General features: G+C 46.1%; 17 protein-coding genes and 1 riboswitch. Of the genes, 16 read left to right on the top strand and 1 reads right to left on the bottom strand.

The window, feature by feature from the left end:
• The first annotated feature begins 1 nt into the window (after window position 1).
• From D479_RS08305 to D479_RS08275, 7 genes are all read left to right on the top strand, one after another.
• Window positions 2–1,177, top strand: a complete 1,176-nt coding sequence (locus D479_RS08305) for an acetyl-CoA C-acetyltransferase (RefSeq protein ID WP_008635759.1) — start codon at window positions 2–4, stop codon at window positions 1,175–1,177.
• 17 nt (window positions 1,178–1,194) lie between these two features.
• The gene (locus tag D479_RS08300; protein ID WP_008635758.1) at window positions 1,195–2,976 is read left to right on the top strand and encodes an acyl-CoA dehydrogenase family protein; all 1,782 of its coding nucleotides are present in this window, start codon (window positions 1,195–1,197) and stop codon (window positions 2,974–2,976) included.
• A gap of 139 nt (window positions 2,977–3,115) precedes the next feature.
• Window positions 3,116–3,475, top strand: a complete 360-nt coding sequence (locus D479_RS08295; RefSeq protein ID WP_008635757.1) for an arsenate reductase family protein — start codon at window positions 3,116–3,118, stop codon at window positions 3,473–3,475.
• An 83-nt stretch (window positions 3,476–3,558) separates the two neighbouring features.
• Window positions 3,559–3,942, top strand: a complete 384-nt coding sequence (gene gcvH / locus D479_RS08290; RefSeq protein ID WP_008635756.1) for a glycine cleavage system protein GcvH — start codon at window positions 3,559–3,561, stop codon at window positions 3,940–3,942.
• A gap of 119 nt (window positions 3,943–4,061) precedes the next feature.
• Window positions 4,062–4,409 carry a toprim domain-containing protein gene (locus tag D479_RS08285; protein WP_008635754.1) on the top strand — a complete coding sequence of 116 codons (348 nt, stop codon included), beginning with the start codon at window positions 4,062–4,064 and terminating at the stop codon, window positions 4,407–4,409.
• 10 nt (window positions 4,410–4,419) lie between these two features.
• Entirely contained in the window at window positions 4,420–4,734 is a 315-nt protein-coding gene (locus D479_RS08280) for a thioredoxin family protein (RefSeq protein ID WP_008635753.1), read from the top strand.
• A 104-nt stretch (window positions 4,735–4,838) separates the two neighbouring features.
• Window positions 4,839–5,150 carry a hypothetical protein gene (locus tag D479_RS08275; RefSeq protein ID WP_152413354.1) on the top strand — a complete coding sequence of 104 codons (312 nt, stop codon included), beginning with the start codon at window positions 4,839–4,841 and terminating at the stop codon, window positions 5,148–5,150.
• On the opposite strand, the gene D479_RS08270 is transcribed toward D479_RS08275, so the two are convergent.
• Window positions 5,143–5,562 carry a TlpA disulfide reductase family protein gene (locus D479_RS08270; RefSeq protein ID WP_008635751.1) on the bottom strand — a complete coding sequence of 140 codons (420 nt, stop codon included), beginning with the start codon at window positions 5,560–5,562 and terminating at the stop codon, window positions 5,143–5,145. The genes D479_RS08275 and D479_RS08270 overlap by 8 nt on opposite strands.
• Window positions 5,563–5,759: 197 nt before the next feature.
• Window positions 5,760–5,868: riboswitch (SAM riboswitch) on the top strand.
• 79 nt (window positions 5,869–5,947) lie between these two features.
• Between D479_RS08270 and D479_RS08265 the strand changes: the two genes are divergently transcribed.
• The 9 genes from D479_RS08265 to sufU all read left to right on the top strand — a co-directional run bounded on the left by D479_RS08265 (window position 5,948) and on the right by sufU (window position 13,290).
• Complete coding sequence (locus D479_RS08265; protein ID WP_008635750.1) at window positions 5,948–6,973, top strand: methionine ABC transporter ATP-binding protein; 1,026 nt, start codon at window positions 5,948–5,950, stop codon at window positions 6,971–6,973.
• On the top strand, window positions 6,966–7,634 hold the full coding sequence (locus D479_RS08260; protein WP_008635749.1) for a methionine ABC transporter permease: 669 nt from the start codon (window positions 6,966–6,968) through the stop codon (window positions 7,632–7,634). Before D479_RS08265 ends, D479_RS08260 begins: the two co-directional genes overlap by 8 nt.
• 24 nt (window positions 7,635–7,658) lie before the next feature.
• Window positions 7,659–8,489 carry a MetQ/NlpA family ABC transporter substrate-binding protein gene (locus D479_RS08255; protein WP_008635748.1) on the top strand — a complete coding sequence of 277 codons (831 nt, stop codon included), beginning with the start codon at window positions 7,659–7,661 and terminating at the stop codon, window positions 8,487–8,489.
• A 65-nt stretch (window positions 8,490–8,554) separates the two neighbouring features.
• The gene (locus D479_RS08250; RefSeq protein ID WP_008635747.1) at window positions 8,555–8,920 is read left to right on the top strand and encodes a carboxymuconolactone decarboxylase family protein; all 366 of its coding nucleotides are present in this window, start codon (window positions 8,555–8,557) and stop codon (window positions 8,918–8,920) included.
• Between the two features lie 244 nt (window positions 8,921–9,164).
• Window positions 9,165–9,287, top strand: coding sequence for a hypothetical protein (locus tag D479_RS21180; RefSeq protein ID WP_277422403.1), 123 nt, complete (start codon window positions 9,165–9,167; stop codon window positions 9,285–9,287).
• Window positions 9,288–9,522: 235 nt separating this feature from the next.
• Complete coding sequence (sufC, locus tag D479_RS08245; RefSeq protein WP_008635743.1) at window positions 9,523–10,308, top strand: Fe-S cluster assembly ATPase SufC; 786 nt, start codon at window positions 9,523–9,525, stop codon at window positions 10,306–10,308.
• A 19-nt stretch (window positions 10,309–10,327) separates the two neighbouring features.
• Complete coding sequence (gene sufD / locus D479_RS08240) at window positions 10,328–11,635, top strand: Fe-S cluster assembly protein SufD (protein ID WP_008635741.1); 1,308 nt, start codon at window positions 10,328–10,330, stop codon at window positions 11,633–11,635.
• Between the two features lies 1 nt (window position 11,636).
• Window positions 11,637–12,857 carry a cysteine desulfurase gene (locus tag D479_RS08235; protein WP_008635738.1) on the top strand — a complete coding sequence of 407 codons (1,221 nt, stop codon included), beginning with the start codon at window positions 11,637–11,639 and terminating at the stop codon, window positions 12,855–12,857.
• Window positions 12,847–13,290 (top strand): Fe-S cluster assembly sulfur transfer protein SufU, encoded by a 444-nt coding sequence (sufU, locus tag D479_RS08230; RefSeq protein ID WP_008635737.1) that lies wholly within the window; start codon window positions 12,847–12,849, stop codon window positions 13,288–13,290. The genes D479_RS08235 and sufU overlap by 11 nt, the downstream gene beginning before the upstream one ends.
• Window positions 13,291–13,319 lie beyond the last annotated feature (29 nt).

Genomic DNA, 13,319 nt, shown 5'->3' with positions numbered 1-13,319 from the left:
CGTGAGAGAAGCTGTTATTGTTGCAGGTGCACGAACACCTGTCGGCCGTGCAAAAAAAGGCTCGCTTGCCTTTACACGTCCTGACGATCTTGCTGCACTTACCATTAAAGAAACATTAAGGCGTGCCAACAACTATGAGGGCAACATCGATGATTTGATTATCGGATGCGCCATGCCGGAAGCAGAACAGGGGATGAATATGGCGCGAAACATAGCGGGCCTTGCCGGTCTCTCCCATGAAGTGCCGGCAATTACCATAAATCGTTACTGCTCTTCAGGGCTTCAAAGTGTCGCCTATGCAGCCGAAAAAATCATGCTCGGTCATCACGACACTGCACTTGCTGGTGGTGCAGAGTCCATGAGTCTCATTCCGATGGGCGGCCATGTCATTAAACCGAACGTCAAACTTGTGGAAAACGCACCGGAATATTACATGTCCATGGGTCATACCGCAGAAGAAGTGGCGAACCGTTTCGATATTTCCAGGGAAGATCAGGACGCTTTCGCCGTCCAAAGTCATGCAAGAGCGGCTAAGGCAGTAGAAGAAGGTAAATTTACGGATGAGATCGTGCCTGTAGAGGTGATGAATCGTGAGCTCGGCAGTGATTTCAAAGTTAAGGAAACGACTAGAACTTTCTCGGTGGATGAAGGAGTTCGTCCAGGCACGACCGCCGAAGTACTCGGAAAACTGAAGCCCGCTTTCTCTGTCAAAGGGTCCGTCACGGCAGGGAATTCCTCACAAATGAGTGATGGTGCGGCTTCCGTGCTGCTGATGGATAGAGAAAAAGCAGAAAGCGAAGGGTTGCAGCCATTAGTGAAGTTCCGGTCTTTTGCCGTTGCCGGGGTCGAACCTGAAATTATGGGGGTAGGACCGGTGGAAGCGGTACCGAAGGCTTTGAAGATGGCAGGCTTATCCATAGCTGATATTGGATTGTTTGAATTGAATGAAGCGTTTGCTTCGCAATCTCTTCGTGTGATTCGCGCACTCGACCTCGATCCGGAGAAGGTGAATGTAAACGGAGGAGCGATCGCTCTCGGTCACCCACTCGGATGTACCGGAACGAAACTGACGCTCAGTCTGATACATGAAATGAAAAGGAGAAACGAACAGTTCGGTGTTGTCACGATGTGTATCGGTGGAGGTATGGGTGCTGCCGGCGTATTCGAATTAATATAATCAGGGAGGCTTTAAAAATGAGCGATTTGAAAGAGATGATTAAAGGTGGCGGATTTGTAGTAGAGGACTTGAAAGCGGAAGATATCATCACGCCGGAGGATTTTACGGATGAACATTTGATGATTGCTAAGACGACGGAAGATTTTGTAGTAGGAGAAGTCGTTCCGAAAATTGATCAACTTGAAAATCACGAGTTTGAACATTCCGTAGCTCTATTGAAGAAGGCCGGTGAACTCGGTTTGCTTGGTGCCGATGTCCCGGAAGAATACGGAGGGTTACAGCTTGATAAAATCAGTTCCTCCCTTATTACAGAAAAGTTTGCAAGAGCCGGCGGCTTTTCCATTACACACGGGGCTCACGTGGGGATTGGATCCCTTCCAATCGTGTTCTTCGGTAACGACGACCAGAAGCAAAAGTACCTTCCTGCACTGGCTGTAGGCGATAAAATTGCAGCATATGCTTTGACGGAGCCGGGCTCCGGATCCGACGCCCTCGGAGCGAAAACGACGGCCAAGTTGAATGAAGCAGGAACGCATTATATTTTAAATGGAGAGAAGCAATGGATCACAAACTCGGCCTTTGCCGATGTGTTTGTTGTCTATGCCAAGATCGATGGAGATAAATTTACTGCGTTTATCGTCGAAAGAGATTACAAAGGTGTCTCAACGGGGGCGGAAGAGAAAAAGATGGGAATCAAGAGTTCTTCTACACGAACACTGATTCTTGAGGATGCAGAGGTCCCGGTAGAGAATGTTCTCGGAGAAGTAGGGCGCGGACACGTCATCGCTTTCAACATCCTTAACGTCGGTCGCTACAAACTGGCAATCGGAGGGGTAGGAGGAGCGAAACGGGCCGTCGAGTTATCTGTCACTTACGCTAAACAGCGTAAGCAGTTTAAAACGCCGATCTCAAGTTTCCCGTTGATCCAGGAAAAAATCGCCTCCGTCGCTGCGAATACGTATGCAAATGAAAGCTCTGTGTACAGGACGGTTGGACTCTTTGAACAAAGCATGGGCAAACTATCAGATGAGGAATTGAAGGATGGTGCCGCTGTAGCGAAGGTCATTGCAGAGTATGCTATTGAATGCTCCTTGAACAAAGTGTTCGCGACGGAACTGCTGGACTTTGCCGTTGATGAAGCGGTACAAATTCACGGCGGGTATGGCTTTATGGCTGAGTATGAAGTAGAGCGGATTTACCGGGATTCAAGGATCAACCGTATTTTTGAAGGAACCAACGAGATCAACCGGATGATTGTTCCCGGTACGCTGCTGAAAAAAGCGATGAAAGGTGAACTGCCGCTGCTTCAGAAAGCACAGAAGCTGCAGGAAGAAATCATGACGATGATGCCGGAAGAGCCTGGCACAGAACCACTTGCTCAAGAGAAATATCTGGTTGCCAATGCTAAGAAAATTGGTCTTCTTGCTGCCGGCGTTGCTGCTCAGAAGTTTGGGGAGAAGCTGGAAAGTGAGCAGGAAGTTCTTGTGAATATTGCTGATATGGTCGGAGAGGTATACAATATGGAATCTGCCGTTCTCCGAACAGAAAAAGCGATGGATAAAGTAGGAGAAGAGAATAGTAAACAAAAGTTGTTGTACACGCAAGTTTATGTGCAGGAAGCGTTCAACCGTCTAGAAGCACATGCTAAGGAAACACTGATCGCTGCAGACAGTGGGGATTCTTTACGAATGATGCTTGGGGCACTGCGAAAACTTACCCGTTACACTCCTACAAATGTCATCGCCAAGAAACGGGAAATTGCTAAAGCTCTGATCGAAGCAGAAAAATATATCGTATAAACTGCGTGAAGAAGGCGCCCTGTTCTTCCTTGATCGATGGAAGTGCAGGGTTCTTTTCATTTGTGCAAAAAAATCACCATGAAATATAACCTGGCAATGTGATAGAATAAAATACAATAAGAAGGAAGGAGCGTTTTGTATGACTGTAACCTTCTATTGGTATCCGAACTGCGGAACCTGTAAAAAGGCAAAAAAGTGGTTCGATGAAAACGGGGTGGACTATAAAGCTGTACATATTGTCGAAGAGCCACCTTCAGAAGAGCAATTGAAAGACCTGGTCTCTAAAAGCGGAAAACCTGCCAAGAAGTTCTTTAACACGAGCGGGAAAAAGTATAGAGAGCAGAACATGAAAGAAAAGCTGAAAGACGCAGATGAAGATACGATGATTCAATGGCTCGCTTCTGACGGCATGCTCATCAAACGGCCTGTTGTAACAGACGGCACCCGGGTCACCGTCGGCTTCAAAGCGGAAGAGTTTGAAGAAAACTGGCTTCCGTGAGCAGATGTGTGGAAATAAAGGCATTCTTGCTTTTATGGTAATAAAATAAACAAAATATAATTTGATTGTGGAGGTATTCTTACATGAGCTTACCAAAAGAACTACGTTATTCTGAAGAACACGAATGGGTGAAAGACGAAGGAGAAAAAGTACGTATCGGCATCACTGACTTTGCACAAGCAGAGCTTGGCGACATCGTATTCGTTGAACTTCCGGAAGTGGGAGATGAGCTGGAAGCGGACGAGCCGTTCGGCAGTGTGGAATCCGTTAAAACCGTTTCTGAATTATATGCTCCGGTAAGCGGTAAAGTAGTAGAAGTGAACGAAGATCTGGAAGACAGCCCGGAATTCGTCAATGAGTCTCCTTATGAAAAGGCATGGATGGTTGTCGTAGAGCCGAATGACTCTTCTGAAATAGACAAACTAATGTCTCCGGAACAATACAAGGAAATGATCAACGAAGATTAATTATTTCAGTACGGACAGGTGGGAACAGGCGCTTGTCTGACATGATCGCGTTGGATCTTAATCATGTTCAGACCATGTCTCTTCCGGCATGGTCTGTTTCTTTATAGAAGGTGATGCAGATGGATGGAGAGCGAATCGTCATTGTCGAAGGGATAACCGACAAGAAGAAACTGAAGAAAGTGCTGGATGAAGAAGTGGAAATCATCTGCACGTACGGCACCTTAGGAATCGAGCGGATGGAGGAGATGATTTTCAACCACAACCTGGATGATCGCAGGGTATATATTTTAGTGGATGAAGACGATTCGGGCTACAAACTAAGGAAGCAGTTGACCGAAGAGCTTCCGCACGCCGAGCATATTTATATCGATAAAGCCTTCCGGGAAGTAGCAGCCACGCCTGAACAGGAGCTCGCCCGAGCATTGTTGAACCACCACTTTCAAGTGAAGTCCATTTATCTGATTTAGGAGGAAGCTTGTGCAGGAACTTGACTCACAGGAGTGGACCGAGCAGTCGAAGCAGGACCGATACACGTTGTCGTTCATTCACAGCCCTTTTTGTGCTACCTGTCATTTAGCAGAAAAGATGCTAAGGACGTTGGAAGAATTGTATAACGAGGAAGTATTCATAAAAGTGAATGCTTCCTTGAACCCTTCCGCTATGGAGCGTTTTCAAATTGAGAGTGTTCCATGCCTTTTAATCATGAAGAACGAACAAATCGTCAAAAAGGTGTATGCGTTTCAATCGGTCCCTCATATGTATGAACAAACAGCTGAATATGTAAAACAATAAGCTAATTTCCCGGGAAATGACGAAGGAAAGCCTTGTTGGTAAACAGGAAAAACGCCCCCTTTGCAAGAATGTCTAAGCAAAGGGGGCGTTTTAGGATGGTGGAAATGATGAAGACTTGGATAGAGAAAGTGAACCATAGGAACGATCTGATTCCATCTTGGCGGGAAAGAGAGATCCATGTAGCTTTTCAGTCCAAAAATAATTTATTTACTTTCCTCATCACTCCGGCGGGGATATGTCCTGATGTGCAAAGAACGGATGATGGCACGCTTTGTGTCCATGTGGAAGATTCTGTGATGGAGGATCTGCTTGCCGGCAGGGAAAGGCTGACGGCGATGGACGACTCCCTCATCCGAATTAACGGCTCCTTCTCTGATGTGCTTTATTTGGAATCCCTGATGTTTCTTGCTAAATGATTCTTCCCAAGGACTGTGCGATATCGAGAAAGGAAGCTTGATCACCAAACGCTTCGTGGATAAACCCGTTCTGATCGATGATGACCGTTGAGGGTACTCCTCTGCATCCGAACAGGTCATATACGGTCCTGTCCTTATCGGCAAGGGTCGGCTGAGTGAGGAATTCTTTCGTGTAAGCGATGCCCGCTTCCGGACTTCTTTCCCGCCCTGTGACATTGATCGTCAGCATTTTTACTTTTTCTTTATCTGCGTTCTGATATAGCTGCTCCTTCAAAGGAAGATCCCTTCCGCAATCCGGGCACCAGGATGCCCAGAAGGTCAGAACGACGGCTTTTCCTTTATCTTCTCCTAGTTGATAAGTTCCTTGTTTATTTATAAACGGTAATTCGAAGTCGGGTGCTTCTTGTTTCATATCTGCGGCTCCTTTATGTGATTGGACTAAGCTTACAGCAACATGCTACCACATATTGTCCGAGTCCTTCGACCAATGAGAGGTACGTGGAAACGACTTATTTTTCTGAAAAACGGAATATTTCCAGTTGACACAATTTTGGTGCGATGCTACAATCCATCTTGTGCTATTAAAATTATACATGCGAATAAGCGAATCTCTTATCCAGAGAGGCGGAGGGACTGGCCCTATGATGCCCGGCAACCGGCAAGCGTACGCTTGACAAGGTGCCAAATCCTGCAGAGTTATAATTCTGGGAGATGAGAGAACAGAGCGAATACAATAGATGTGCGCTTTTCTGTTCTCCTGAACAGAGAAGCGCTTTTTTTGTCAGGAGGGAAACATCATGATTACTATCAAAGGTCTATCGAAGATTTTTCAGACCAAAGATCGTGAAGTACGTGCGGTGGATGACCTCAGCGTCACGATCAATAAAGGAGAAATCTATGGCGTTATCGGATACAGTGGTGCAGGGAAAAGTACGTTTATCCGGCTGCTGAACAGACTGGAAGACCCGACAGAGGGAAGTATTATTGTCGATGATCAGGATTTAACCACTTTGAGCAAGAATAAATTGCGGGTGGCAAGACAAGATATCGGGATGATCTTCCAGCACTTTAATCTCCTGTGGTCCCGTACCGTCTTTGATAACATCGCATTTCCGTTGGAGATAGCAGGGATACCGAAAGAAGACAGGAAGAAGCGTGTCAATGAACTCATCGATCTTGTCGGCCTGTCAGGCAGGGGGAATTCTTACCCATCCCAATTGAGTGGAGGACAGAAGCAGCGGGTCGGAATCGCCCGGGCCCTTGCCAACAACCCGAAGGTCCTGCTGTGTGATGAGGCGACATCTGCTTTAGACCCGGAGACGACAGACTCGATTCTCGACCTCCTCGTTGATATCAACGAAAAGCTTGGGTTGACCATCGTGCTGATTACTCATGAAATGCACGTCATTCGAAAAATATGCCATCAGGTAGCGGTGATGGAAGAGGGGAAGATTGTAGAACATGGGGACGTGCTCGATGTTTTCCTTCGTCCACAAAAACCGGTGACGAAGAAGTTTGTTGATCAAGTAATGGGAGATCCCGATAAAGAGAACTCTCTCCAGTTGATCAAAGACCATTATTCGTCTGGTGAAATCGTCCGGCTCCACTTTGTAGGAGAAAGTACGAATCAGGCGTTGATCAGTGAGATCTCCAGAGAATTTGCGCTGGATGTCAATATACTTCACGGGAAGATCACCCAAACACAAAAAGGGGCGTATGGTACCTTGTTCGTGCAATTGGAAGGGGAAGAAAGTGAGAGGCAGCGGGCCATCTCCTATATTCAATCTACATCCGTAGAAGTGGAGGTGAATCCGAATGTTTAATCAACTGTTTCCAAACGTAAGAATGGAAGATATGATCACGGCGACGAATGAGACATTATATATGACTATCATATCTGTGATCGGGACGTTTATCCTCGGCTTACTGCTCGGGCTTCTGTTGTATCTCACTTCTCCGGGAGGTTTATGGCAGAACAAGATTTTAAATGGTATAACAGCTTCGGTCGTCAACGTATTCCGGGCCATACCTTTCATCATTTTGATTCTGTTGCTTTTCCCTTTCACCGACTTCCTTATCGGGACAATCCGTGGACCGCAGGCTGCGCTTCCGGCATTGATCATCGGTGGTGCTCCGTTCTATGCACGTCTTGTAGAAATTGCATTGAAGGAAGTGGATAAAGGAGTGGTGGAAGCGGCAAAATCGATGGGGGCGAAATACTCCACCATCATCTTCAAGGTGCTGCTTCCGGAATCGATGCCAGCTTTGATTTCGGGTATTACTGTTACAGCCATCGCCCTTGTCGGCTATACGGCTGTAGCCGGAGCGATCGGTGCAGGAGGTCTTGGGGACTTCGCGTATTTCTATGGCTTCCAGCGCAGTGATTTCGATGTCGTATTCGTCTGTACTGTGTTAATCATTCTGCTCGTATTCATCTTCCAATTCATCGGGGATTTCATTTCCCGTCGATTGGATAAAAGATAAAACAACCTTAGGAGGAAAATACTTATGAAAAAATGGTCACTAGGTTTACTGGCACTATTGTTCACTGTTGTCCTGTCCGCCTGTGGTTCTTCTGATGAAGAATCCGGTGATTCAAATGAAATTAAGGTGGGGGCTACTAGTATTCCTCACGCAGAAATATTGGAAGAAGCTAAGCCGCTTCTTGAAGAGGAAGGCATTACGCTGACAATCGATACGTACCAGGATTATATCCTTCCAAATAAAGCTTTGGACGATGGGGACATCGATGCGAACTACTTCCAGACGATTCCCTACATGGAACTGCAGGAGAAAGATAACGGCTACGATTTCGTGAACCTTGGCGGCATCCACATTGAGCCTATGGGGATCTATTCACAGAAATATGATGATATCAAAGATGTAGAGGACGGAACGACACTCGTCATGAGCCGCTCTATATCCGACCATGGACGAATCCTTGCCCTCTTGGAGCGTGAAGGCCTGATCAAGCTTGACGAAAACGTGGAGAAAGTCGATGCCCAGGTGGATGATATCGTGGAAAACCCTAAAAATATCAAATTCGATTCCGGTGTAGATGCAGCCAACCTTCCGGAAACGTATAAGCGGGAAGAAGAAGTTCTTGTAGCAATCAACACGAACTATGCCATTGAAGCAGGCCTGGATCCACAGGAAGATTCTCTAATCTTGGAAAGTCCGGATTCCCCGTATGTGAACGTGATTGCAGCTAACAGCGATGATGAAGACAATGAAGCGTTGAAGAAATTGGTTGAGGTGCTTCATTCGGATGAGATTCAAACGTTTATTGAAGAAGAATACGATGGTGCCGTCGTACCTGTGAAGGAAGACAGCGAATAACGGATAAAACGAGTGGCTGCGGGGATAATAACCGCAGTCACTTATTTTATTGGGAGGTTATACGCATGGAGGAAAACAATAGAACATGGACAGAAACATACTTACACGATTATAAGGAAGGAATGGGCCTGTTCAAGGAGCATATGCCTGAAGTAGCTCATCAATTCAGTCAGTTTACGGAAGAGTGCTTTAAGGAGGGCGAGATTTCTCAAAAGCAGAAGCAGTTGATTGCCCTCGGAATCAGCATCGTGGCCCAGGACGAATATTGCATGATTTATCATACAAAAGGATGTGTCGACCAAGGCGCTTCTGAGAAAGAGGTTCTGGAAGCGTGCGGGGTTGCCGCGGCTTTTGGTGGCGGTGCTGCTCTGAGTCAAGCCGTTACGCTTGTCCAGGATGCCTATAAAGATTTGTCCACAAACGTCAATTGATGGGACAATCCAACAATGGATACCAATGTTGAATAAATGACCATCTGAAATAAAAATAAACGCTTTCATTGGAACATTTGCTTTGTCAAGGCCGTAAATAAGGTTTGGCAGGATTTTATTCCGGGTATCGTTTTGTGATAATCTGGAAATGCAAATAACTTGAAAGGGTTGATTTATTATTAGTGACGATTTACAGCTCCATTATACTGCTGATATGGAAAAAGCCATGCACCAGGCTCATAATATGAGCTATGCCGAGTACAGTAGGAAGCTCGATACAAGGATGAAGGTGGAAGAGCAGCGTCAGCGTAATTTTGAAGAGAGCAAGAAGATAATCGCACAGGTCGACCGTCAACTCCATAGATGAGAAAGTATGGAATCAGGTGCCGTTTAGTCACCTGATTTTTTCATGTTATAATAATGTAGAAACCGAGGGGAATATGTCATTCAGGATGTCCGTTCCTTCTATATTATCAATAGTAGGAAAATGTTGATAACAAATACTAAATGATATAAGATTGTAATGAGAATAAAATGAGAATGGTTCTTTGATCCCTATCAACCAGGACATTCGATAATAATAGATACTGGAGGTATTCATTATGGCAGGATCAACGTTAGAAATTAAAGATCTTCATGTTGAAATTGAAGGTCAGGAAATCCTAAAAGGTGTGAACTTAACAATCAACGGTGGTGAATTCCACGCGGTCATGGGACCAAACGGAACAGGTAAATCCACATTGGCTTCCGCAATTATGGGACACCCTAAATACGAAGTAACCAAAGGTGAAATTCTTCTTGACGGTGAGAACGTTCTGGAGATGGAAGTAGACGAGCGTGCTCAAGCAGGTCTTTTCCTTGCCATGCAGTATCCGAGCGAAATCAGCGGTGTAACGAACTCTGACTTCCTTCGTTCTGCAATCAACGCACACCGAGAAGAGGGCGACGAAATTTCCCTGATGAAGTTCATTAAAGATATGGACGGTAAGATGGATACGCTGGAAATGGATAAAAACATGGCGCAGCGTTACTTGAATGAAGGATTCTCCGGCGGAGAGAAGAAGCGCAACGAGATTCTGCAGCTTATGATGATCCAACCGGCAATCGCTATCCTTGATGAAATTGACTCCGGTCTAGATATTGATGCACTGAAAGTTGTTGCCAAAGGTATTAACGAAATGCGTAATGATTCCTTCGGCTGCCTGATCATTACCCACTATCAGCGTCTGTTGAACTATATCACACCAGACAAAGTACACGTTATGATGCAAGGCCGTGTCGTCAAATCAGGTGGTCCTGAACTTTCCCAGCGTCTTGAGGAAGAAGGATACGACTGGATCAAGCAGGAGCTTGGTATCGAAGACGAAACAATCGGTCAAAAAGCGTAATCAAGATAGGAGGGTAATCATGACAGTAGAAGTCTCACTACCATACGACAAAGATTATGTCACAAAATTCTCTAATGGTCTTCAGGAACCGGAATGGATGAAGAACCTGCGCCTTAGCGCCTTGGAGAAATCAGAATCACTTCCGCTTCCTAAGCCGGATAAGACAAATATCTCTAAATGGAACTTCACCGAGTTCGATCATCACGTAACAAGTGAAACGATCGGTGCGCTCGATGAACTTCCGGTGGAGATAAAAGATTTCATGGATCAGGACAAAGCGCCTAAAAACCTTGTCATTCAGCGTAATCATACAGTGGCTTATGCTGCGATTGATGAAAACCTGAAAGAACAGGGAGTTATCTTTACAGACATCGCTACAGCTCTGCGCGAACACGGAGAGCTCGTGGAAAAGTATTATATGAATGATGCGGTGCACGTCGATGAGCACCGTTTGACAGCCCTTCATGCAGCGCTAATGAACGGTGGTATCTTCCTTTATGTACCGAAAAACGTACAGATTGAAGAACCGATTCAAGCTATTTTCTGGCAGGAAGACCAAAAAGCTTCCTTAATCAATCACATTCTTGTCGTTGCTGAAGAAAACAGCTCTGTTACGTATGTGGAGAACTACATCTCTCATAATAAAGAAGAGAAGACATCTGCTAATATTGTAGCGGAAGTTATTGCCAAGGACGGTGCGAAAGTATCGTATGGTGCAGTGGATAACTTCGACAAAGGAACAACCGTTTATGCAAACCGCCGCGGTGTTGCCTATCGGGATGCCGTCATTGAGTGGGCGTTGGGTCAAATGAATGAAGGGGATACTGTCTCCGAAAATATCACCCACCTGATTGGTGATAACTCCCACTCCAATGCCAAAACGGTAGCAATCGGCCGCGGAGACCAGAAGCAGAACTTTACAGCAAACATCACACACTTCGGTAAAGGTTCAGACGGCTATATTCTTCAGCACGGAGTGATGAAGGATAAAGCATCCGCTATTTTTAACGGAATTGGTAAGATTGAACACGGAGCCAGCAAATCCAACGCAGAGCAGGAGTCACGTGTACTTATGCTCAGTAAAGATGCCCGTGGAGATGCCAACCCTATTCTTTTGATTGATGAAGATGATGTAACGGCAGGACACGCAGCTTCCGTTGGCCGCGTAGATCCTATGCAGTTGTATTACTTGATGAGCCGCGGAATTTCCAAATTCGAAGCGGAGCGTTTGATCATTCACGGGTTCCTTGCACCGGTGGTAAACCAGCTGCCTGTAGAAGCTGTGAAGCGTCAACTTCAGCAAGTGATTGAAAGGAAAGTAAATTAACATGGATGTCAAAGCCATACGCGAGGAATTTCCTATTCTGCATCAGGAAGTCAACGGTCATCCGCTCGTGTATTTGGACTCTGCAGCAACCTCTCAGAAGCCACTGAAAGTGATCGAGAAGTTGAACGAATATTACAGAGGCTACAATTCCAATGTGCACCGGGGCGTTCATACCCTTGGCACAAAAGCGACGGATGAGTATGAAGGCGCAAGGGAAAAGGTCAGGCGCTTCATTAATGCTTCCAGTACGCAGGAAGTGATATTCACAAGAGGAACAACGACAGCCATTAATACAGTCGCCGCAAGTTACGGCAGGAGCAACCTTGGGGAAGGTGACGAAATCGTCATCACACCCATGGAGCACCACAGTAACATCATTCCTTGGCAGCAAATTGCTAAAGAAACTGGTGCGACCTTGAAATACATGCCGCTACAACCTGATGGCACCATTCGTTTGGAAGATGCGAAACAAACGATCACTTCCAATACGAAAATCGTTGCCATCGTACACGTTTCCAACGTGCTTGGTACCATCAATCCAGTGAAAGAGATCGCTCGTATGGCCCATGAGCAGGGAGCCGTCATCCTTATTGATGGTGCCCAAAGTGTGCCGCACATGCGTGTCGACGTTCAGGATCTGGATGCTGACTTCTATGCCTTTTCCGGTCATAAAATGGGAGGCCCTACAGGTATTGGTGTTCTCTACGGGAAGAAGGCGCTTCTTAACGCTATGGAGCCTGTGGAGTTCGGAGGCGAAATGATCGATTTCGTAAACTTGTACGACTCCACGTGGAAAGAGCTTCCGTGGAAGTTTGAAGGCGGAACGCCGATTATCGCAGGTGCTGTCGGACTGGGTGCTGCCATTGATTTTCTTACCGATATCGGCATGGATAACATTCTTGCACATGAGGAAAGGCTTGCTGCCTATGCTCAAGATCGCATGAAAACAGTGGACGGACTTACCATCTACGGTCCGGAACACCGCGCAGGTCTCGTTACGTTCAATTTAAGCGACGTACACCCTCATGACCTCGCAACGGTATTGGATGCAGAAGGAATCGCTGTACGAGCCGGTCACCATTGTGCCCAGCCTCTGATGAGGTGGCTCGATGTATCAGCGACGGCTCGTGCCAGCTTCTACCTGTATAATACTGAAGAAGAAATAGACCGACTCGTTGAAGGACTACAAACAACAAAGGAGTATTTTGGCGATGTCTTTTAATAACTTAGATACACTCTATCGCCAAGTGATCATGGACCATTACAAGAACCCTCGTAACCGCGGATCTATCGAAGGTAATCCGATGATTGTGGATATGAATAACCCAACATGCGGGGATCGTATCCAACTGCAGTTGTTGATCGATAACGGGCTTGTAAAGGATGCCAAGTTCGATGGAGAGGGTTGTTCCATCAGCCTCTCCTCTGCTTCCATGATGACCCAGGCGATCAAAGGAAAGTCCGTAGACGACGCATTAAAAATGTCTAAGCTGTTCTCAGAAATCATGCAGGGGAACGATATTGAGGAAGAAGATATCGACCTCGGTGATATCGAAGCACTCCAGGGAGTTTCCAAGTTTCCGGCTCGAATTAAATGTGCCACGTTAGCTTGGAAAGCCATGGAGAAAGGTGTCGATGAAGAGAAGCAGGACTAAGCGTCTGTTCATACCAAAAGGAGGTATAT

It is taken from the genome of Halobacillus sp. BAB-2008 (assembly GCF_000328325.1).
In the GTDB taxonomy this organism is placed as follows: Bacteria; Bacillota; Bacilli; order Bacillales; family Halobacillaceae; genus Halobacillus.
Note: the sequence above shows the minus strand (reverse complement) of the source record. Positions and strands in the feature narration are given on the sequence as shown.